Source organism: Rhodococcus sp. NPDC056506 (assembly GCF_042794945.1).
GTDB lineage: Bacteria > Actinomycetota > Actinomycetes > Mycobacteriales > Mycobacteriaceae > Rhodococcus_F.
Window position 1 is genome coordinate 1 of record NZ_JBHTSW010000064.1, and the last position, 20,109, is coordinate 20,109.

Here is a 20,109-nt window from a genome sequence, read left to right on the forward strand (position 1 = left end):
GACGCCGACTGCAGCGTCGATGGGGCTCGAGCCTCCTCGCTTCTGCGAGCAGTGCGGACGTCGCATGATCGTTCAGGTCAGTCCTGACGGATGGTGGGCGAAATGCTCCCGTCACGGTGTCGTCGACTCGATCGACGCCGCCCGCAGGTAGCGTCACTCTGTGTGATCTCTCTTCGGCAGACTCGTCTGCGCACCGCGATCGTGATCGCCGCAACCACTGCGGGCGTGAGCGTGCTCGTTGGTGTGCTGTGGGCGTTCTTGGCTCCGGCAGAGCACCTGTTGGTGGTGTCCGAGGGGCGCGGCGTCGCGTTGACGGGTGAGAGTCTTCACCAGTTCGACGCGAGCGCAGTATTCATCTGGCTGGCACTGATCGTCGGTGTGCTGTCGGCGGTGGCGGCCTGGCTGGCACGCCTGAGTCGAGGCCCGTATGCCCTGGGCGGGTTGATCGTCGGCTCAGCGGTGGGAGCAGGCCTGATGGCACTCGTGGGCTCGGGTGTGGCCAGACTGCGTTTCCCCACGGCCGACAATCCGGCGGTCGGGGAGATCATCGCGCGGGCGCCGAACATCGGCACCTTGCTCGTCCTTCTGTTTCAGCCGCTCGCGGCGTGCGTCGTGACTTTGGTTCTCGCAGTGCTCAATCCGTTCGACGACCTCGGTGTGGGTGACCATCCGGAATCTGGGGATCCGGAATCCGGGGATCCGGCCATCGAGACCGAACAGACCGAAGACGAGATCCAGCCGAAGCTCCCGTAGCTGTCACGTCGCTACGCCGGCGACGTCGACGAGCGCTTCGCTTCGGACTTCATTCGCACGTCGCCCAGCAGTCGGCCCGAAATCAGCGCCCCCAACCGGCGGGTTGCGAAGCGAGTGCTGATCGAGGACACCCAGTTCGGCAGTCCTGATACGACGGTCGGCGGCGCGTTGCGTCGATCCAGTGCTCGGAAAGCGGTGTCCACCACCTGAGTTGCCGTCTGCATTCGCCCGACCGCTGCGTCCTCGGAGCCGACTACGTCGAAGAACTCGGTGCGCGTCGGACCGGGGCATACTGCCAACACGGTCAATCCGCTACCGCGAGCTTCTGCCCAGAGCGCTTCGGTGAAGTTGAGTACGAACGCCTTTGATGCGCCGTAGACCGCCATGCCCGGTGTCGGCTGGAACGACGCGGTGCTGGCGATGTTGACCAGTGCTCCGCGGCCGGTGAGAAGGTCGGGCAGGAATGTGTGCGTCAGTTCGACGAGTGTGGCGATGTTGAGCTGAATTTCGGACGTGACGCGCTCGAGGTTTTCGTCCACGAATGCTCCGTGTGTTCCGAATCCGGCGTTGTTGATCAGGGACGTGACCGTGATGTCGCGACTGGCGAGTTCTTGGTGCAGGGTCGCGCCGACGCCGGGTGCGGCCAGGTCGGCGGGCAGGACTGTCACGGTGATGCCGTGGGCGCCACGGAGTTCGGTGGCGAGTGCCTGGAGGCGGTCTGCCCGCCTGGCGACCAGAACGAGGTGTGCGCCGCGAGCGGCAAAGCGATGAGCGAATTCCACTCCGAGCCCAGCGCTGGCTCCGGTGATGAGGACGGTGGTTCCGGCTACGTCGATGGCCATGGTGGCTCCTTCGGTTCGGGTGATCCCAAATGTAGGCACTGACACCATAGTTGTCAATGGCAACATTTTGATATGGTGCCACCATGCCCGCCCACGAACAGCCGTACCATCACGGCAGCCTGCGACAGGAACTCCTGGCGTCGGCCGAAGCAACACTCGAACGAGATGGCGTCGACAAGTTGTCGCTGAGGCAACTCGCGCGCGAGGCGGGCGTGAGCCACGCGGCTCCGGGCAAGCACTTTCGTGATCGCCAGGCTTTGCTCGATGCCTTGGCCGAAAGTGGATTCCATCGGATGACCGGTGCGCTCGAGCGGGCGGTCGCGGATGCTCCACGGACCGCGAGGGCCCGGTTCTCCTCGCTCGCGAATGCCTACGTGGATTTTGCGCTGGACCATCCCGGACTTTTGTCGTTGATGTACAGCAACAAGCATGCACCGGGCGCCGCCGAGACTGTCGTCAACGCGGGGCACGCGACGATGGACCTGACCGTCCGGCTCGTATCGGAGGCTCAGGCCTCGGGTGATATTGCCGCCGGTGATCCGGAAAGTATTGCGCTGGTTGCCTTTGCGACGTTCCATGGCGTCGCGACGCTTGCTGCGGGCGGAATGTTGGGTGACGTACCGGTCGGCGATGTGGTGAACGCGGCCTCGACGGTCTTCTGGGCGGGGCTGTCTCGATCTGTCTGAGGTGGGGCGCGCGCAATTCCCCAGAGTTCTCACAGAACCAGCACAAGGGAAGCACAAGATTGCGGACTTACATAGGAGTCAAGAAGTTTGATTCCGACTGGAGGTTCCGCAATGAGTGTTTCAGAGATCGCCCCGAACAGGGGAGTTGTACTAGTCACGGACATCGGATTCGAGCACGGTGCGCGCACTGCCGCCGAGTTTCTCGACGCTGGTTGGAGCGTGGCAGTCACGGCTCGGACGGTCACCGAATTGGTGCGCGTCATGGCGGGAAAACCTGCCCATCGCTTCTTTGCGATTGTCGCCGATCCGACGGATCGTTGGCAGGCCGATCGGATTCTCGATCGGGTGACGACACGGTTCGGTGCAATCAACCGGGTCATCGATCCGGGCGGCGCCGTGACCTCGGTGTGGTTGCAACGCGGAAATCTCGAAGCCGTTGCCTGAGAATCTGATCGACGTCAGCTCGGGGGCCGTAGTGCGGCAAATTCGTCGGTGACCCGCAAGGTGGAGTCGGTGAAACGGTACAACGCCGGTGGACGTCCACCCGACTTGCCGGACGGTGCGGTGTTGCCGGTGGGAGTCAGAACGCCTCGACGCCCCAGTACGCGTTGCAAGTTGGTGGCATCGACTTGGTAACCGAGTGCAGCGCAGTAGATTTCGCGAAGCGTCGACATCGCGAACTCTTCGGGCGCCAGCCCGAATGCGATGTTGGTATAGGAGAGTTTTGCAGCCAGTCGATTGCGCGCGTGCCGCACGACAGTTCCGTGGTCGAACGACATCTCCGGCAGTTTCGAAACCGGGTGCCAGGCAGTGTCCGGTGGAAGTTGTGGATCGGCACTGAGGGGAACGAGTCCGAGGAAGGTCGACGCGATGCGGCGCGGGCCCGGCACTCGTTGTGGATCACTGAAGACGGAGAGTTGTTCGAGGTGGGCGACCTTTCGTAGGTCGACCTTCTCGGCGAGGAGGCGTCGAGCGGATGTCGTCAGGTCCTCGTCGTCGCGCAAAGTGCCCCCGGGCAGGGACCACGTGCCCTTCTGCGGGTTGAGTGCACGCTGCCACAGCAGCACGGCCAACTCTTCACGTCCTTGTGGGCAGTGATCGCCGTCACCTGCGGCGATGTTCGCGGGGAAGGTGCGAACTTGGAACACCGCTGCAAGCACTTCGTGGGTGGTGTTACTATTGGGCACGTTTTCGATCCTAAGTCGAAAACCTCGAATACGGAAATCCGGGCCAGCCCGTCCGGATTTGAACTGGGTGACGAGCCCGGGTTCACGGTGAAGGAGAACGCCATGACGACCACGACGTTATGGGAGGGATCGGCCTCGCAGATTCACGACGGCCCCGGCGGATACAACGGAGTCGAAGCGACCCCCGAGTGGGCCGCTGAGATCAAACGTCTGGCTCGCGAACGCGGCGCGACGATTCTTGCGCACAACTACCAGCTGCCTGCGATTCAGGACGTCGCCGATCACGTCGGAGATTCCCTGGCACTCTCGCGAATCGCAGCCGAGGCACCCGAGGACACGATTGTCTTCTGTGGCGTGCACTTCATGGCCGAGACCGCGAAGATCCTGTCGCCGTCCAAGACCGTGCTGATCCCGGACGAGCGGGCCGGCTGCTCGCTGGCCGACTCGATCAATGCCGAGCAGCTTCGTGAGTGGAAGGCCGACAACCCGAACGCGCTCGTGGTGTCGTACGTGAACACCACGGCAGAGGTGAAGGGACTCACCGACATCTGCTGTACCTCGTCCAATGCCGTCGACGTGGTCAACTCGATTGATGCCGACCGCGAGGTGCTGTTCCTGCCGGACCAGTTCCTGGGAGCTCACGTCAAGCGCGTGACCGGCCGTACCAACATGCAGATCTGGGCGGGCGAGTGCCACGTGCACGCCGGCATCAACGGTGACGAGCTGACGGCCAAGTCCAAGTCGCACCCCGATGCCGAGCTGTTCGTGCACCCTGAATGTGGTTGCGCCACTTCGGCTCTGTACCTCGCCGGCGAAGGCGCGGTCCCCGCGGACAAGGTCAAGATCCTCTCCACCGGCGGAATGCTCGACGCTGCCCGCGTCACCAAGAGCAAGCAGGTTCTGGTCGCAACCGAGATCGGGATGCTGCACCAGTTGCGTAAGGCGGCGCCCGACGTCGATTTCCAGGCCGTCAACGACCGCGCATCGTGCCCGTACATGAAGATGATCACGCCTGCCGCGTTGCTTCGCTGCCTTCTCGAGGGCAAGGACGAGGTCCACGTCGATCTCGAGATGGCCAAGCGTGCGCAGAAATCGGTGCAGCGCATGATCGAGATCGGTAATCCGGGCGGCGGCGAGTGACCAGCCCTGCCGGGCGTTTCGCCTGGGAGGCCCATGCCGACCTGGTCGTCGTGGGAGGCGGTGTTGCCGGCCTCACCGCAGCGCGCACCGCTTCTCTGCGGGGACTGAAAGTACTCACTGTCAGCAAGGGTGGTCCGACGGACACCTCGACTCAGTACGCGCAGGGTGGCATCGCGGTCGTCGACGATCTGAATACGGATTCCGTCGAATCGCACGTTGCGGATACGTGTGAGGCCGGCGTCGGTTTGTGCGACGAGGAAGCCGTCTATTCCATCGTAGAAGCTGGTCACGACGCTGTTGCAGCGCTGGCCGCGTTGGGAGCGGTCTTCGATCGCGGGCGAGACGGCGAGGTGTCGCGCACCCGCGAGGGTGGGCACAGCACACGTCGGATCATCCACGCCGGCGGCGACGCCACGGGCGCGGAAGTGCAGCGGGCTCTCAATGCTGCCGGCCTGCCCGTCCTGTTCGGTGCAGCGGCAGTTCAGGTGGTGACCAACCGCCGTGGGGTGTGTGGACTCGTCGTCTCCTCCCCGGAAGGGCTTGGGGTGATCCATGCACCAGCGGTCCTGCTCGCTACCGGCGGACTCGGTCAGCTGTATGCCTGCAGCACAAATCCGCCTGGCGCAACTGCGGACGGAATCGCGTTGGCACTCGAAGCTGGTGCGGCGATTGCGGACCTGGAGTTCGTTCAGTTCCATCCGACGGTGCTCTTCACTCCGGGTGGGGTAGGCCGCCGACCCCTGATCAGTGAGGCGGTCCGCGGCGAGGGTGCGATTCTTGTCGACACCAACGGTGATTCGGTCACCGCAGGTGTTCATCCGCTGGGTGATCTCGCCCCGCGTGATGTGGTTTCGCGGGCAATCGCAGCACGCCTACGAGATCTCGGCACCGATCACGTCTATCTCGACGCACGAAAGCTCGACGGTTTCGATTCGAGATTCCCGACCATCACCGCGTCCTGCCTCGAAGCCGGTATCGATCCACGCACCCAATTAATTCCGGTCGCTCCGGCTGCGCACTATTCGTGCGGGGGAGTCGCCACCGACGTCCATGGACGAACGGGAGTGCCTGGACTCTACGCAGCGGGTGAAGTGGCTCGCACGGGATTGCACGGCGCGAATCGCCTTGCGTCCAACAGCCTTCTCGAGGGTTTGGTAGTCGGGGAGCGTGCAGGAATCGCAGCTGCCGAGCGTCGCGATGTCCATGCCGAAGTGGTCAACGTGGTGCGCAAGCCGATGCCGATCCTGCCGCGCGAGACCGTGCAGTCCGTCATGACGGCACACGCGTCGGTGGTTCGCGACGGAGGCGGTCTCCAGACTGCGCGAGCCGCGCTTGCCGACGCCGAACAGTCAGTGGCGGTGGCTGCTCCGGACCTCGAAGACGCGGCGCTCACACTGACCGCGACTGCATTGGTCGACGTGGCCGTGGCGCGAACCGAGAGCCGTGGCTGCCATACCCGCACCGACTATCCTGAAACAGATCCGAATCAGCGCCGCAGCACTCGGATCAAGATGGGCGCCGATGGAGCGCTCGAAATACCCGACATGTTGTTGACAGGAGTTCATTGATGACCGAGCAGAAGATCCTGCCCGCGCCGCTCGACCGTGACGAGCTGCTCACATTGGTCAGGCTCGCTCTCGACGAGGATCTGCGCTATGGCCCCGATATCACCTCTACCGCAACGGTTCCCGCTGATGCGGTCGCGAAGGCTTCGGTCGTCTCACGCTCATCGGGTACCGTCGCCGGCATCGACGTCGGACTGCTTGTTCTCGACGAGGTGATCGGCGCGGGTAACTACGAGGTAGTCGATCGGGTCTCCGACGGAACTCGGGTTGCGCCAGGTCAATCGGTGCTCACCGTTGTCGCGCCCACCCGCGGACTTCTCACGGCAGAGCGGACGATGCTCAATCTCGTCTGCCATCTCTCGGGGATCGCCACGGCGACATCACAGTGGGTCGACGCCATCGCCGGCACTCATGCCAAAGTGCGCGACAGTCGAAAGACGTTGCCAGGCCTGCGCTCTCTGCAGAAATATGCAGTTCACGTGGGCGGGGGAGTCAACCACCGCATGGGGTTGGGTGACGCCGCATTGATCAAGGACAACCACGTTGCTGCTGCCGGTTCGGTGGTTGCTGCACTTCGCGCTGTCCGCGAACTCGCGCCGGACATCGAATGTGAAGTAGAGGTCGACAATCTCACTCAGCTCGATCAGGTGCTGGCGGAAAAGGTCGAACTTGTTCTGCTGGACAACTTCCCGCTCTGGCAGACGCAGATTGCGGTCCAACGCCGCGACTCTGTTGCTCCCGAAACCAAGCTCGAGTCCTCGGGCGGTCTCACCATCGACGTTGCCGCAGAGTACGCCCGAACCGGCGTCGACTACCTGGCCGTAGGTGCATTGACACACTCGGTGACGGTGCTCGACCTCGGACTCGACATGTAAGTGTCGCTAGTGCTCGGCGTCCAGCAGTAGCGGGACTGCCGAGCGAAGCGCGCTTGTCACGGTTGTGACTGCCGGGTGTGCGTCGGAGCCGGCTCGGTGGGCGATCTTGGTCCGTCGCCGAATAGGCATCGGCGTGAGCCGTACTCCCGGTGGTGGATGACTTGCTCCGAGTTCCGGGACCAGTGAAACTCCCTGTCCCGCAGCAACGAGGGCGAGAACAGTGGCGAACTCGTCGATGTGATGACGCACTTTCGGTGTGAACCCGGCAGCTTGGCACGCGCGAATGGTCATTGCGTGGCAAGCGGTTCCGGGGATTGCGGTAATCCAGGGACGTTCTACGCAGTCGGTCAGCGATGCGACAGCGTTACCGGGATCTGACTCGATGTCACTCGAAGCGAGGTACACGGCTTCGCTGCACAGCGGCAATGTCGTCAGGCCCGGTTCGGTGGGGCGAGGGACGAAGTCGTAGTCGTGAATCAAAGCCAAGTCCAAATTCCCGGCTCGTAGCGCGTCGGCGACGTCGGCTGGGTCGATTTCCGAGACCATCGGTTCCAATCCCGGGTGCTCGTGCGACAGTGCGATCAAGGCCTGAGGGAGGATCGCGCGTGCGGCGGTCGGGAACGTACCAATGCGTAGCGGTCCGGCGAGGCCACGACGAGCGTCGACCAATTCACCCGATGCCTGTTCCAGGCGTTGCAGGATGACTTCGGCGTGACGTGCGAGGTTCTCGCCTGCCGGCGTGAGGCGCACCCGACGCCCCGTGCGTTCCAAAAGAGGAACTCCGGCTTCACGTTCGAGAACGGCCAACTGCTGCGACACGGCAGAGGGACTGAACGACAACGCCTCGGCGACGGCAACGATGGTGCCGCGCAGCGCTAGTTCACGCAAGAGTCTCAGTCGACGAACATCAAGCATCAGCTCAGCTTACGCTCGACGATGGAAACGCGAACTAGACCTACAAGGTTTGTTGGGTGAGGCTGAGTTCTATGACTACTGCTCGAATTGACCTCGCCGGAATCCATGTCCCACTGATCACCCCGTTCGAGAGCGACGGGCGTATCGCAACCGACGCACTCGAACGGCTTGCGCACCAGGTTCTCTCCGATGGTGCGGTCGGACTCGTTGCGCTCGGGACGACGGCGGAGAGCGCAACGCTGACGGAGCAGGAGAGAGTGGCCGTTCTGGACACCTGCGCGAGCGTGTGCCGTGCGCGGGGCGCGACGTTGATCGTCGGCGCCGGCGGTAGCGACACGGTGGGCAGTGCGCGGGCGCTCGACGGTCTGAGTCGGTGGCCGGAGGTCTCGGCGGCGTTGGTTCCGGTTCCCTCATTCACGAGGCCGTCGAAAGCCGGTGTGGTGGCGCATTTTACGTACCTGCAGGAATCGGGCCCGGTACCGCTCGTCGTCTATCACGTGCCGTACCGAACTGCGTGCGATTTGGACGGTCGCACACTGCGGGAGCTGGGAGCGTTGCCCGGGGTTGTTGCTGTGAAGTATGCCGCCGGCAGTATCGACGCAGCTGCCGTCGAACTCTTCGCGGATCTTCCGGACGACTTCGCCGTACTGGCCGGGGATGATCTGTTCCTCGCACCGCTCCTGGCCTTGGGCGCGTCCGGCGGCATTTTGGCTTCGGCTCACGTGTCGACTGGTGACTTCGTCCGCTTGGTAAAAGCCTGGGACAGTGGCGATGTGGACAGTGCTCGCGACCTTGGACGACGGTTGTCGAAGCTGTCCGGGGCCCTGTTTTCCGAACCGAACCCGACTGTGATCAAGGGTGTGTTGCATGCGTTGGGGCAGATTCCGACGCCTCATGTGCGATTGCCGTTGCTACCGGCGAGCGATGAATCGGTGGATCGAGCGCTGGAGATCTATCGCTCTTGACTCGAATGCGTGTTCGAGTATTGTTGGGGGTGGGGATCGGGGGATTCTATGAGTGTCTTGTTGTCGGACGTGGTGTCTGGTTCTGCGGTGGGGTTACGCGGACGTCTGTGGCAATTGACTGCCGCGGAGTTACGCGCTGCTGCTGTCGAGGCGAGTGCGGAGATTCTTCGGCTCGAAGCCGTGCGGGTGGCGGTGGTGGACGAACTCTCGATGCGCCCGGACGATCAGGTGATCGCCAGCCGCGGCGTCGGTGCGTGGTTGGCGGCAAACACGATGCTGCAGGTTCGTGACGGGAAGAAGATCGCCGCCCTGGGTGCCGCGCTACGGCCGTTTCCGGCGGTAGCGGCTCGGTTCGATTGTGGGGATTGCTCGTTAGAGCATGTCGTGTTGATCGTGGCGTTCTGTGAGTCCCCGCCGAAGGGGATGCCGGAGGAAGCGTTGCCTCGCTGCATCGACTTGTTGCTCGCGGCTGCGTCGGGTGTGGAGGCGACGACGACGAAGGTGCGGCATGTCATCGCGACTTTGGAGCGGGTGTTCGAATCGGATGAGATTCCGCCAGCCGAAGATGTCGATCGGAACGAACTTCGGATCGCCTCGACGCTGAATGGTCGGGTGGTGGTGCGGGGTGATTTCGACGCTCTCACCGGTGAAATGTTGCTGTCGGCGTTGTCGAATCTGACGATGCCGACCCCGGCGCCGGACGGAACCCCCGACGCTCGGTCGGCGGCGAAGCGGACCGCGGACGGGTTCACCGAGCTGATCCGCCGGTATCTGGACTGCGCCAAGACCGGTGCCGATGGTGGGCAGCGTCCGCATGTGAACGTGCACATCAACGCGCGCGATTTGGCTGAGCATCGGGATTGTGCCGCCGCGCCTTCTGATGGTGAAGAGTCCCCGTCGGATCTTGATGTCGGGCACATGCCATGGTTGGGACCGCTGTCGGTGTCTCAGACGAGGTTGTTGGGGTGCGACTGTTTCCTCTCGACGGTGTTGCTCGACGCTCACGGCGCGCCGCTCGATGCGAGACCCGGAAAACGGTTGGTCAACGCCGAACAGCGCGTGGCGCTGATCGCCCGCGACAAAGGCTGCGCGTTCCCCGGCTGCACATGCGTACCGGCGTGGACGGATGCGCACCATATTCGGCATTGGGCGAACGGTGGTCCGACGGTGATGAACAACCTTGTCCTGCTGTGCCGTTCACATCACCGGTTGATGCACCGCAAATCGGGGTTCGTCGGAAAATGGGAAATCAGAATCGGCGTCGACAACAAACCGTGGTTCATCCCGCCGCCCTCGATCGACCCGCAGCGGCACCCGCGGCCGGCGAACACCACCTTCAAAACCTGACCGAGTGGTGGGACCCGTTCAGAGACATAACTTCACGCCGATAGGCTCCCTCTCGCAGATACATCCGAGGCGGAGCCTAGAGGTCGTGCCGCTGTGGGCCGCACCTGTGGTTGGTCGTATCGGGGGGAGGGATCATGACCGTGGACGTTGTGCGGGCGATCGCAAGTGATGCGCCGGCGATTTTGGCGCTTCGGCATGGGGCGGAAGACTGGTTGGCGGAACGTGGAATCGCTCAGTGGCGTCCTCGCGAAGTGTCTCTCGAGCAGATCGAGGCCCAGATTTCGCGAGGGGAGTTCTATGTCGCGCGAGACCAGGTTCAGTCGAGGATCGCCGGTGCGCTGAGGTTGATCTGGTCAGACCCTCGGGTTTGGCCCGATTCGGATGAACCCGCAGGCTATGTGCACGGATTGGTTGTCGATCGAGCTTTTTCGGGCGACTCGATGGGTGAACGCTTACTGCTCTGGGCGCGTCGACGGTCCGTAGAGGAGGGCGCGCAGTACCTGCGGCTCGATTGTGTGGAAACGAACGTGCGATTGCGTCGCTACTACTTGGACGCGGGTTTTACCGAGGTCGGGCGTCGTGACTTCGGAGATGATGCCGACAACGGTTGGTTCAGCGTCGTGCTGTTCGAGCGCGCTCTGACCTGAGCCATTCACAGCAACCTTCCAGCCGGGTCCCAGTGACGCCAGGGTTGGAGACGCGATCGTTGACAGGACAGTAACTCGTGAAGGGACTTCCTGATGACCGCCGTTCTGCATCCGGCCCCACCTCAGCGGCCGGCACCAACTGCCCATCGAGCGGAGCCCTCGCCGTCGTGGTTCCGCACTCGTCGTACAGGATTGGCGCTGACGACCCTGTTGGCGGCAACGGCGGTCCTGTATCTGTGGAATCTGACCGCGAGTGGATACGCCAACACGTTCTACGCTGCGGCTGCGCAGGCCGGCTCCCAAGATTGGAAAGCGTGGTTCTTCGGGTCCCTCGATACCTCGAATTTCATCACGGTCGACAAACCGCCCGCTTCGTTGTGGGTCATGGGTCTGTCCGGACGGATCTTCGGATTTTCGAGTGCCAGCCTTCTAGTTCCGCAGGCATTGATGGGCGTCGGATCGGTTGCGCTCGTGTATGCGGCCGTCAAACGAGTGGCGTCGCCCGCTGCGGGTCTTGTGGCGGGAGCTGTGTTGGCCGCTACGCCGGCTGCCGCCCTAATGTTCAAGTTCGACAATCCTGATGCACTGTTGGTTCTGCTCATGACTCTCGCCGGCTACTTCGTGATTCGGGCAATGGGCACGGCGATGGGGCGGCGAGCCGCGATGTGGGTAGCCCTCGCCGGTGTTGCGCTGGGGTTCGCTTTTCTCACCAAGATGTTGCAGGGGTTGATGGTATTACCTGCATTCGGAGGTGCGTATGCGATTGCCGGACAGGCACGTCTGCGAGCTCGCTTGGTCCACTTGGCGATCGGAGCCACGGCCGTTGTCGTATCGGCCGGTTGGTGGGTATTGGCAGTGTGGATGTGGCCTGCGGATTCTCGCCCGTACATCGGTGGGTCGACGAACAACAGCGTCATGGACTTGGTGCTGGGATACAACGGATTGGGTCGACTTTTCGGTAACACCGGTGGCGGTGGCGGAATGAACGGTGGCAGTGCGGGTTCGAGCTTCGGGGGGAGTACCGGACTGGAACGGCTGTTCGGCAGCGAGATGGGTATACAGATTTCCTGGCTGATTCCTGCGGCACTGATCGCAGTGGTATTCGGACTCCTCGCTCGGGGACGCGCACCGCGCACAGATATTCTCCGCGCGTCGTTGATCGTGTGGGGTGGTTGGTTTCTCGTTACCGGCCTGATCTTCAGCTATATGTCCGGCACGATCCACCCCTACTACACAGTTGCGCTTGCGCCCGCCGTCGCAGGGATGATCGGGACCGGTGGATACGCTCTGTGGTTGGTCCGTGCCCGTTGGATCGGACGTTGCGGCCTGGCTGCGATGATGCTGGCCGCAGGAATCTGGAGTTGGGTGTTGTTGCACCGCAATGCCGACTGGCTGCCGATGCTGAAGTGGATTCTGTTGGTAGGCACGATTGTCGGCGCGATCCTGGTTCTGGTGGGAGCCAAGGATCGATTCCGAAGGCTTGCTGTCGCTGGATTGATTATCGGCTCGTTGGCAGGGATAGCAGGTTCGGCGTCTTACGCGATTGCCACTGCCGCAGCCGCGCACGGCGGATCCATTCCCACAGCCGGACCAGCCGGTGCGGTGTCCGATTCCGGAATGAGCGGGGGAGGAGGTATGGGTGGGGGCCCGGAGCTGCGAAACGGTGACGCTCCGCCGAGTTCTTCTGACGCGACTGTAAATCCGGCGTCGAACGGGCAAGAACTGAGTAGCGGCAGCGAAAGTGCTTCAGAGTTGACGGCAATGCTGGTCAATGCGGGCACCACGTGGTCGGCCGCGACCAACGGTTCGCAAAGCGCAGCAACTTACGAGTTGGCCAGCAATACCGCGGTGATGGCGATCGGCGGTTGGAGTTCCGATCCCGCACCGACATTGGATCAATTCATCCAGTACGTGGCAGACGGAAAAATTCACTACTACATTGCCGGTGGCCAGGGCGGAAGCCAGAGAGAGGGCCAAAGCGGGGACAGCACGTCGAGTGCCATCCAGGAATGGGTCGAAGCCAATTTCGGATCGACGACAGTGGGAAATTCCACGGTGTACGACCTCACTGGGTATGTCGGATAGTGACGTAGTTGTTGCCGTAGGCAATGATCGAGAAATGTCTGGGCACACCGCACACGAGTCGAACCGTCGTCGCGAGCAATGGACCTGGCGCGACGGGCTGGTGATCGTCTCGATCGTCGCATTGGGAACTGTTGTCGCGGCGGTGACGAACGAGGACACAGGCACGTCAATTCCTGGCTGCGATTCGGTTGAATCGCCGGGTCCGCCGGTACGATTCAACTACGGTTCCGCGGGCGAGCCTGGCTATGACGATCCGGACTATCCGTGGTTCTCGGGGCCGAAGGCCACCGCTATGAGCGACGCGTTACTCCAATCGTTGCCTTCAGCTGTCGAGGTTGTATTTGCGAGTCCGTCGAAATCGTTCGAGTTTGCGCCGATCCAGAATTTCCGGGGTGCATCGTTTCCTGACGGGGTCGACCCGATCGAGTTCAGCGGTTCGACGAGGGCAAGCGGGGCGGTAAGTCGCGGCGGGCAGACGGCCGATGTCTCGGTTCAGGTTCGTGCATGGGATCAGCCGGTGCCGCCGTGCTTGGAGGGTCTTGTGGATCGGCGGGAGCATCTCGCGAACGGAACAGTGCTGGACATTGCGGATTTCGAGGACGAAGTCGCTTCGGATGTCGGGGGCGAGCGAGGTGTCGTCGCGTATCTCGGCGACGGATCCCGGGTTGTTGCCAGCATCGACACGTCGACGGAGACTTCGACGGGTACTGGTCCGCTTTTGACGATGGACGAACTGATCGGGCTCGCAACCTCGCCGGGGCTTGCGGTGACTGCGCCGGTTCCAGACTCGACGCCGCCGCCGATGGCATCCTGCTACACCGATTCTGTGAATGCCGGCCCACCTGCGACGCGCATGGATGTCGACCGACTGAATCAGTTGCTCGACACACGGTGGAAAGACCTCGGCGCGGCAGGCGTCACCTTGGAACGCCCGCTCGGTTCGTTGGTTCCAGATGATTACGGACAGGGTGGAGTGTGCGAGCGAATCGTCGCTTCGACAGCGGACGGCAGCAGCGATGTCGAAATATCGGTTGGTACCGCCGTGCCGGAACCGGGTGAGACACTGACGTTGCCAGGATCCACCACCGTGACTCGCCTGGTCGATCCTTATGGCTCGGGCGACGACACGGTCCGGGTTGTCCAGCCCTCCGGCGAAACCGTCGTGGTGACCCAGTTCGTGAAAACGGTTGGCTCCACCACAGCACCACCCTTGACAATCGAACAACTCGAGTTCATTGCAACCACTCCAGGACTGATGCTTTCGGCTCAGTGAGTGTGGTGCTGGCACAATAGTGACGAATTGTTCGCACTCAGTTTTGTTCGTACTCAGTGACGTCGGAGGCTCAACGAATGGGCGATGCCAGCCCTGCTCGCGGTGACGATTTCTCCACCTGGTTCGTCGACCAGTTCTCCGTGTATTGGCAGTCCGGTGGTGGGGCTCGTATCGAAGGTCGGATTGCGGGCTATCTGTTGATCAGCGAGTCGCCAGGGGTCAGTGCCGAAGAGTTGGCGCAGGCACTCGGAGCAAGTCGCGGATCGGTGTCCACCTATATTCGCCGGTTGATCGACCGGGGCTTCGTCAAACGCACGCGCAAGCCTCGGGATCGGACTCACTACTACGTCATGGATTCCGACGTGTGGGGCGGATTCCTCGAAACAGAGCACGTGTATCTCGAGAATCAACGCAAGCTTGCGACCGAGGCGCTGCAATACGCAAACCCCAACGGCCCCGCGTACATTCGTGTGCTCAACATGCGCGATTACATGGGGTGGATCATCGACAATCGCATGCTGAGCAGTGAGTGGATGCGATTCAAGAGCGAACGTGACGGCAAGAAGCCCGCATCCGAATAGGACGCGGGCTTCTCGATCGCACGGTGCGTATCTACATCACTTGTTCAGCTTCGCGATTGCCTCGTCGATCATCGGTACGTAACGCTCGAGCGACCAGGGCACGGTCAGCGGGTTGATCATCGAGGAACCCGTGACGAAGGGCTGTTCGGTCGGAGCGATCACAGTTCCCCGAGCCACGGCGGGGATGGCCTGGTAGGCCGGCTGCGCCTCGATCTCGGCGCGATTGGCCGGGTCCGAGTAGAAGGTGAAAAGCAGGTCGGACTTGTCGAGGAGGTTTGCGTTCTCCAGGCCGATGACGGCTGAGTCTGTTCCTTCCGATTCCGTCAAGGTGTAGACGACGGGATCCACCTGCAAGCCGAGTGCGCGGACCATGGCCACACGCTGCTCTTCGGCGAAGAAGACGCCGAGCGTTCCCGGGCCCGTGTTGTAGATGAAGGAGAAGCTGACGTCGGCGTAGTTCGGATGTGCGGCAGTCGATTCCGCGAACTGCGACTTGATCTTGTCGATTTCGGCCGTTGCCTTCTCGGATTCACCCATGGCTTTGCCGATGACGTTGATCTGCTCTTCCCACGTGATGGTCCACGGGCTCTCTGCGTAGGCGACGGTCGGCGCGAATGCGTTGAGCGAGTCGAACTGCTGCTGAGTGATGCCGGACCAGGGGGCGAGGATCAGGTCTGGTTCGAGAGCGATGATCGCTTCGATGTTGAGGTCGGTTCCGCCGGTGAACTGCTCGGGCAATTCGCCACCTTGCTTCGTGACCGCTTCGTGGACCCACGGCAGATATCCGGTGTCGTCGCTGCCCCATGAGTACTTTTCGACGCCGACCGGGATTGTGCCGAGCGCGATCACAGTCTCAGCCGATCCCATGCCGAGGGTCACGATTCGCTTGGGCTTTTCCGTGATGACGGCGTTTCCGAGTGCACTTTCGATGGTGACGGTGTCGAAGTCGCTGTTGCCTGATTCGGTTTCAGCGTTGTTGTTGCTGCATCCACCGACCACTAGGGCGGCAATGACCAATCCACTCAGCGCCACAGTTCGGCGAAGTGAGCGCACACGGGCGTATCGCATGAGGAACCTTCCGTTGTCGATGCGCCGAGGAGTGAGACTCCGACGGATCGCAGCCGACGGCCGGTTCCAGGCGCGTCAGGAAGCATAGGCTAGCCTTCGACAAAGTTTCAAATCTGTTGAAAGTTCATCGAGGGCTGTCGAAAGACGCTGATCGGCAAACGTCCGCGCGGAAGGGGAGCGATAGACGTTTGCCGATCACGTTCAGCAGGTAGGCACGTCGACCGTGATCCTCGGTTCGTCGACCAGCGGCTGGACCGGTACGCGGGCCTCGCCCTCGGCTGTGGGCTCGGTCAGATCGAACTTCAGTTCAACAGTCTGTCCTCGCGGAATGACGGCCCTCGTCATGAAGGCCGGGTGCCCCTGCTCTGATCCGTTGACGGCAAACGAAATCTGCCCGCCCACCGAGACCGCGTCAAGTTTTGCTCCGGTCGTTGCCAGCAAGGTGACTGCGGCCACGTTGGTGCCCTTGGGCAGTCGTCCGGGGTTGTCGACGATCCCGCTGACGTATTCGGTCAGGTCGGCGTCGGGTGCGTTGTTCGTCAGTCGAACGGTGACCGTTGTCTTTCGGGTGTCGCCGGTGCACGTCTGCGCTGTGTAGTCGATTTCTCTTGTGAGGTAGTAGTCGAGCTTGTTGCCGGCTTGGTTGTTGATCACCACACCGGCATACGGCGCCGAATCTCCGGGGATCGTATGACCGAGGACCGTGTCGGCGAGCACCGATTGTTCGTCGGGGTGCGAGCTCCACGCCGCGATTCTGCCCTCGCTGACGCCCTTGCCCAGTGCTTCCAGCAGTGCGCTCGGGGACTTGATGTTCCCGGTCATCTTCTCGACGACGCGGGCCGCGATCGTCTGCAGATACTGCTTTCGTGCCTTGTTGTCGGAAGGGAAGCGTGCATACGCGGTCGACTCGGTCAGTTCCACGACGTTGTCGGCCGTCACCGACTCCCCGTCGGGCATCTTGATCGGCCCTACCGCTTTCAGAATGTAACTCAGGGCTATCGGATCGGTCGCTATCGCACCGTCGACCATCTCACCCCCGGACTCCTGTGACCACAGGGACTGCCAGATCTGTGCCGCGTAGGGAAAGTGCGAGCTGAGGTTGCTGTTGCGAGAATCGGTGGTCGGGCGACTTGTTCCGTACAGCTGGTTGAAGTCAGGACCAAGGTCTATCGGTTGATTGTCCAGTGTTAGTTCGGAGTTGGGGGAGAGTGTGTCCACCCGAGCGGCGCCGTCGTCGACTCGGACGATGCCGTATCCGCCCAAGAGGCCACCGGTTCCGCGGGCTTCCGCATTGGTCTGGAAACCGATGAAGTAATTGCGCGGTCCGTCGGTGCCGAGCATCGCCGGTGCGATGCGAGCCGCTGTGGCGGTGTTCGTCAAGAGGGTAGCCAGTTCGCTTGTCTGCGACTGCAATTCTGCTCGGGCATCGTTAACTCGGCCCAGGTACTTCGATTCGGGAACTTCCTGTGCCTGCGACGACAGCAATTCCGCGGCGATAGCTGTTTCGGCCAGTTTCGGTTCTGCTTCGCGTAACGGTGCGAGTGCCAAGCGTCCGCCGGGCTGCACCAATTCCGTTGGTGCGAGTGAAGTTCCGACAGTGACAGCAGGACCGAGAACGTCACGCGTGAGTCCCTGGACGACCTCGGTCATCTGGCGCGTCGAGTCGAAGGGCGACCCGATGACAGGAACAGCGGCGGCGATGTTCCAGGGAAGCGAATGGGTGTTGTCATAGGCGGTCGACGCCGCGAGATCGGCTTCCGCCGCGGCGGACTCTGCGACCCCCGTATCCCCGGCAAGTAGTGCACTCTTTGCCGATTGTGCGTGGTCGCGAGCCGCTTCCAGGTTGCCCTGCGCCTCGTATGCCGTGTAACCGAGCCAGGCCACAAAACCACCCACGAGCAGTGTCGATGCCGTGATCGCGACTGCTGTTCGGTGGCTTCGGAGAAACGCAGCCGACCCCTTGGGTTCGCGCTCCGGACCGCTCGGTGGGATGTTGTCGGAGCCGATCGGTTCAGCCCCGGAATCGTCGTCGGACTTTGGTCCCACCGTGTCGTTGTTCATCCGCTGAAGCTCCTGACGTTTGAGTGCGTGAAAGCTGCGTCGACATGTCTAGCAGTGTTGGCCCGGTGGTGAAAACTTAGACGAGACAGTAGGGTTCGGTTCGGCCGTTCGTGGTGTTCGCTCCCATGGATTCACGTGATCAGCCACCGAATGTTCGTGAATAACAAGGCTGGTGAAATGTGAGGTGACGGGTTGAGTGCTTTTCCGTTGTCTCGGGCTCAGCTCGCGCTGTGGTTCGCGCAGCAACTGAGTCCGTCAACTCCGTTCGTGGTGGCTCAGTACGTGGAACTACGAGGACCGGTTGACGTCGACGCGCTGATCGAGGCAACGAATACGGCATGTCATGAAGTGGAGTCTGCGTTCGTTCGCCTCGTCGCTACTGATGCCGAGCCGCTTCAGGTCGTCGATCACTCCATCGTCGACGATCTCGAATACCTCGACCTCCGCAGCAATGACGATCCAGTTCAGCGCGCGAACGAGTGGATGACAGCGGAATACTCACGGCCACTTGACGTGATGTCGGATCGCTTGATCTCGGCGACCTTGCTGCACCTGGCAGACAATCACTATTTCTGGTATTCGCATGCCCATCACCTCGTGCTCGACGGGTATGCGGCGATGACACTCACCACGCGAGTGGCCGAGCGCTATTCGCATCTTGTTCACGGCAAGAAGCTGACTCCTTTCGGTGGTGCGGGGGTACGTGCGCTGCACGACCTCGATGTCGACTACCGATCCTCGGCGCGGTATCGATCGGACGAGCAGTACTGGACTGAGGTGTCCGAGGGCCTGCCTCGCCCGGTTCGCCTCGCCGACGGCGCCGGGCTGACGTCCATGCCGCAGCGCGTGATGGTGCAGACGTTGAATCCAACTCTTGCAAAACAGCTTTCGGATGTCGCGACGGAGTGGACTACGTCCGAGGTGGCGATCCTCGTCGGTGCGTTCGCGTCCTATCTCGGTCGGATGACTGATTCCGACGACGTCGTCCTCAGCCTGCCGGTGTCCGGCCGCACCACGGCAAGGTCGAGACGTTCGGGCGGAATGCTGTCCAACATCGTGCCTGTTCGTGCGCAACTTGATCGGGATCTGTCGCCACAAGAGTTGGTGCGTCAGATCTCGGTGCAGATGACCGGCGCATTGCGGCATCAGCGATTCCGTTACGAGGACATGGGTTTCCAGGGAGATCAGGGCGGATCCCGCGACTCGGCGGGCCCGGCAGTCAACGTCATGATGTTTCACGAAGCGATTCGGCTCGGTGACGTCGTCGGCGAATTTCACGTCCTCACATCCGGACCCACCGAAGATCTGTTCTTCAGCATTTATCCGTCGATCGCGGGGGAGAACGTTCGCCTGTCCTTCGAAGCCAATCCGCGCCTGTACAGCGAACGTGATCTGTCGATGCACCATCGTCAGTTCGTTCGGCTACTCGAGGGATTCCTCGACTCGGCCACCAGGGGGCTCGGTGACCTCCTTGTCCTCTCGGCGGACGAACTGAATGATCTGGTCCCCGCGCTGGGTGCGCGGACGGACGGATTCGCGACGCTCGATTCGGTCATCAGAGACGGGGCAGGGCGGGGGAGTGCCGTCGCGATCCGTGACCAAGGTGTGGACGTCACCTACGACCAACTCGGCGCTCGCGCGGATGCACTGTGCGCCTTGCTCGTAGAGAACGGCGTCGTCCGAGGTGACGTCGTCGGGATCCTCGCCCCGCGGTCGACCGATTCCGTAGTTGCATTTCATGCAGTGGCGCGGGCCGGTGCGGCTCTTCTTTTCGTGGATCCTCAAACACCCTCCGAGCGTGTCGCTTTCATTCTCGACGATGCCAACGTGTCCGTTGTGGTCGGTGACGATCCGGCAGGCGTGCCGGCTTGGGTCTGCGTCGTCAGTCCCAGGGGCGACGAAACTGTCGATGGGCCGATCGATCGAGGTTCGGAGGCCGGTTCATCTATCGCCGACGTGTCCCTGGACGATACCGCCTACGTGGTCTACACCTCGGGGTCGAGCGGACGGCCGAAGGGCGTCGTGGTCAGCCACCGTGGCATTTTGCCGTTGCTGCGTTCTCACGCACGGCGACTGAACATCGATAGTTCCTCCCGAGTCGCGCTCCTGGCATCCACGT

General features: G+C 62.2%; 19 protein-coding genes. 14 read left to right on the forward strand and 5 right to left on the reverse strand.

Annotated elements, in window-relative coordinates:
• Positions 1-151: hypothetical protein (locus tag ACFQ6H_RS28490; protein ID WP_378650211.1), on the forward strand; the 151-nt coding region annotated here is incomplete at its 5' end.
• Positions 152-162: 11 nt separating this feature from the next.
• Positions 163-753: a DUF2567 domain-containing protein gene (locus tag ACFQ6H_RS28495; protein ID WP_378650183.1), complete on the forward strand. Its 591-nt coding sequence runs from the start codon at positions 163-165 to the stop codon at positions 751-753.
• A gap of 11 nt (positions 754-764) precedes the next feature.
• On the opposite strand, the gene ACFQ6H_RS28500 is transcribed toward ACFQ6H_RS28495, so the two are convergent.
• On the reverse strand, positions 765-1,595 hold the full coding sequence (locus ACFQ6H_RS28500; protein ID WP_378650185.1) for an SDR family NAD(P)-dependent oxidoreductase: 831 nt from the start codon (positions 1,593-1,595) through the stop codon (positions 765-767).
• A gap of 83 nt (positions 1,596-1,678) precedes the next feature.
• On the opposite strand from ACFQ6H_RS28500, the gene ACFQ6H_RS28505 reads away from it, so the two are divergent.
• On the forward strand, positions 1,679-2,281 hold the full coding sequence (locus ACFQ6H_RS28505; protein ID WP_378650187.1) for a TetR/AcrR family transcriptional regulator: 603 nt from the start codon (positions 1,679-1,681) through the stop codon (positions 2,279-2,281).
• Between the two features lie 111 nt (positions 2,282-2,392).
• On the forward strand, positions 2,393-2,725 hold the full coding sequence (locus ACFQ6H_RS28510) for a short-chain dehydrogenase (RefSeq protein WP_378449614.1): 333 nt from the start codon (positions 2,393-2,395) through the stop codon (positions 2,723-2,725).
• 14 nt (positions 2,726-2,739) lie between these two features.
• Here ACFQ6H_RS28510 and ACFQ6H_RS28515 read toward each other — a convergent pair whose 3' ends face one another.
• On the reverse strand, positions 2,740-3,468 hold the full coding sequence (locus ACFQ6H_RS28515) for an NUDIX domain-containing protein (RefSeq protein ID WP_378650190.1): 729 nt from the start codon (positions 3,466-3,468) through the stop codon (positions 2,740-2,742).
• A gap of 102 nt (positions 3,469-3,570) precedes the next feature.
• Here ACFQ6H_RS28515 and nadA point away from each other — a divergent pair, with 102 nt between their 5' ends.
• From nadA to nadC, 3 genes are read left to right on the forward strand one after another with little or no spacing between them, the layout of a single operon-like run.
• A complete protein-coding gene (gene nadA, locus ACFQ6H_RS28520) occupies positions 3,571-4,608 on the forward strand; it encodes a quinolinate synthase NadA (protein WP_283304452.1) in 1,038 nt (345 codons plus the stop codon).
• Complete coding sequence (locus ACFQ6H_RS28525; protein WP_378650192.1) at positions 4,605-6,176, forward strand: L-aspartate oxidase; 1,572 nt, start codon at positions 4,605-4,607, stop codon at positions 6,174-6,176. The genes nadA and ACFQ6H_RS28525 overlap by 4 nt, the downstream gene beginning before the upstream one ends.
• Positions 6,176-7,048 carry a carboxylating nicotinate-nucleotide diphosphorylase gene (nadC, locus tag ACFQ6H_RS28530; protein ID WP_378650193.1) on the forward strand — a complete coding sequence of 291 codons (873 nt, stop codon included), beginning with the start codon at positions 6,176-6,178 and terminating at the stop codon, positions 7,046-7,048. Before ACFQ6H_RS28525 ends, nadC begins: the two co-directional genes overlap by 1 nt.
• Before the next feature lie 6 nt (positions 7,049-7,054).
• Here nadC and ACFQ6H_RS28535 read toward each other — a convergent pair whose 3' ends face one another.
• Positions 7,055-7,963 (reverse strand): LysR substrate-binding domain-containing protein, encoded by a 909-nt coding sequence (locus tag ACFQ6H_RS28535; protein WP_378538756.1) that lies wholly within the window; start codon positions 7,961-7,963, stop codon positions 7,055-7,057.
• A 71-nt stretch (positions 7,964-8,034) separates the two neighbouring features.
• Between ACFQ6H_RS28535 and ACFQ6H_RS28540 the strand changes: the two genes are divergently transcribed.
• The 6 genes from ACFQ6H_RS28540 (at position 8,035) to ACFQ6H_RS28565 (ending at position 14,861) form a co-directional block, all read left to right on the forward strand.
• On the forward strand, positions 8,035-8,928 hold the full coding sequence (locus tag ACFQ6H_RS28540; RefSeq protein ID WP_378640459.1) for a 4-hydroxy-tetrahydrodipicolinate synthase family protein: 894 nt from the start codon (positions 8,035-8,037) through the stop codon (positions 8,926-8,928).
• 48 nt (positions 8,929-8,976) lie between these two features.
• Complete coding sequence (locus ACFQ6H_RS28545; protein ID WP_378650195.1) at positions 8,977-10,275, forward strand: DUF222 domain-containing protein; 1,299 nt, start codon at positions 8,977-8,979, stop codon at positions 10,273-10,275.
• Positions 10,276-10,409: 134 nt separating this feature from the next.
• Positions 10,410-10,922 carry a GNAT family N-acetyltransferase gene (locus tag ACFQ6H_RS28550; RefSeq protein ID WP_378650197.1) on the forward strand — a complete coding sequence of 171 codons (513 nt, stop codon included), beginning with the start codon at positions 10,410-10,412 and terminating at the stop codon, positions 10,920-10,922.
• Between the two features lie 93 nt (positions 10,923-11,015).
• Positions 11,016-13,007, forward strand: coding sequence for an ArnT family glycosyltransferase (locus tag ACFQ6H_RS28555; RefSeq protein ID WP_378650199.1), 1,992 nt, complete (start codon positions 11,016-11,018; stop codon positions 13,005-13,007).
• A 34-nt stretch (positions 13,008-13,041) separates the two neighbouring features.
• Positions 13,042-14,280 carry a hypothetical protein gene (locus tag ACFQ6H_RS28560; RefSeq protein WP_378650201.1) on the forward strand — a complete coding sequence of 413 codons (1,239 nt, stop codon included), beginning with the start codon at positions 13,042-13,044 and terminating at the stop codon, positions 14,278-14,280.
• Positions 14,281-14,357: 77 nt separating this feature from the next.
• Complete coding sequence (locus tag ACFQ6H_RS28565) at positions 14,358-14,861, forward strand: GbsR/MarR family transcriptional regulator (RefSeq protein ID WP_378650203.1); 504 nt, start codon at positions 14,358-14,360, stop codon at positions 14,859-14,861.
• Between the two features lie 36 nt (positions 14,862-14,897).
• Here ACFQ6H_RS28565 and ACFQ6H_RS28570 read toward each other — a convergent pair whose 3' ends face one another.
• Together ACFQ6H_RS28570 and ACFQ6H_RS28575 are read right to left on the reverse strand one after the other, a co-directional pair.
• Entirely contained in the window at positions 14,898-15,929 is a 1,032-nt protein-coding gene (locus ACFQ6H_RS28570; RefSeq protein ID WP_378650205.1) for an iron-siderophore ABC transporter substrate-binding protein, read from the reverse strand.
• Positions 15,930-16,130: 201 nt separating this feature from the next.
• On the reverse strand, positions 16,131-17,990 hold the full coding sequence (locus tag ACFQ6H_RS28575; protein ID WP_378650207.1) for a DUF4012 domain-containing protein: 1,860 nt from the start codon (positions 17,988-17,990) through the stop codon (positions 16,131-16,133).
• Positions 17,991-18,182: 192 nt separating this feature from the next.
• On the opposite strand from ACFQ6H_RS28575, the gene ACFQ6H_RS28580 reads away from it, so the two are divergent.
• Positions 18,183-20,109 (forward strand): condensation domain-containing protein (locus ACFQ6H_RS28580; RefSeq protein ID WP_378650209.1); only part of this gene is annotated, 1,927 nt, incomplete at its 3' end.

What these genes read in the sequence shown, in the direction of transcription:
- ACFQ6H_RS28500 (WP_378650185.1), bottom strand. Translation starts at nt 1,595, where the DNA reads ATGGCCATCGACGTAGCCGGAACCACCGTCCTCATCACCGGAGCCAGC.
- ACFQ6H_RS28505 (WP_378650187.1), top strand. Translation starts at nt 1,679, where the DNA reads ATGCCCGCCCACGAACAGCCGTACCATCACGGCAGCCTGCGACAGGAA.
- ACFQ6H_RS28510 (WP_378449614.1), top strand. Translation starts at nt 2,393, where the DNA reads ATGAGTGTTTCAGAGATCGCCCCGAACAGGGGAGTTGTACTAGTCACG.
- nadA (WP_283304452.1), top strand. Translation starts at nt 3,571, where the DNA reads ATGACGACCACGACGTTATGGGAGGGATCGGCCTCGCAGATTCACGAC.
- nadC (WP_378650193.1), top strand. Translation starts at nt 6,176, where the DNA reads ATGACCGAGCAGAAGATCCTGCCCGCGCCGCTCGACCGTGACGAGCTG.
- ACFQ6H_RS28535 (WP_378538756.1), bottom strand. Translation starts at nt 7,963, where the DNA reads ATGCTTGATGTTCGTCGACTGAGACTCTTGCGTGAACTAGCGCTGCGC.
- ACFQ6H_RS28540 (WP_378640459.1), top strand. Translation starts at nt 8,035, where the DNA reads ATGACTACTGCTCGAATTGACCTCGCCGGAATCCATGTCCCACTGATC.
- ACFQ6H_RS28545 (WP_378650195.1), top strand. Translation starts at nt 8,977, where the DNA reads ATGAGTGTCTTGTTGTCGGACGTGGTGTCTGGTTCTGCGGTGGGGTTA.
- ACFQ6H_RS28550 (WP_378650197.1), top strand. Translation starts at nt 10,410, where the DNA reads ATGACCGTGGACGTTGTGCGGGCGATCGCAAGTGATGCGCCGGCGATT.
- ACFQ6H_RS28555 (WP_378650199.1), top strand. Translation starts at nt 11,016, where the DNA reads ATGACCGCCGTTCTGCATCCGGCCCCACCTCAGCGGCCGGCACCAACT.
- ACFQ6H_RS28560 (WP_378650201.1), top strand. Translation starts at nt 13,042, where the DNA reads ATGTCTGGGCACACCGCACACGAGTCGAACCGTCGTCGCGAGCAATGG.
- ACFQ6H_RS28565 (WP_378650203.1), top strand. Translation starts at nt 14,358, where the DNA reads ATGGGCGATGCCAGCCCTGCTCGCGGTGACGATTTCTCCACCTGGTTC.
- ACFQ6H_RS28570 (WP_378650205.1), bottom strand. Translation starts at nt 15,929, where the DNA reads ATGCGATACGCCCGTGTGCGCTCACTTCGCCGAACTGTGGCGCTGAGT.
- ACFQ6H_RS28575 (WP_378650207.1), bottom strand. Translation starts at nt 17,990, where the DNA reads ATGAACAACGACACGGTGGGACCAAAGTCCGACGACGATTCCGGGGCT.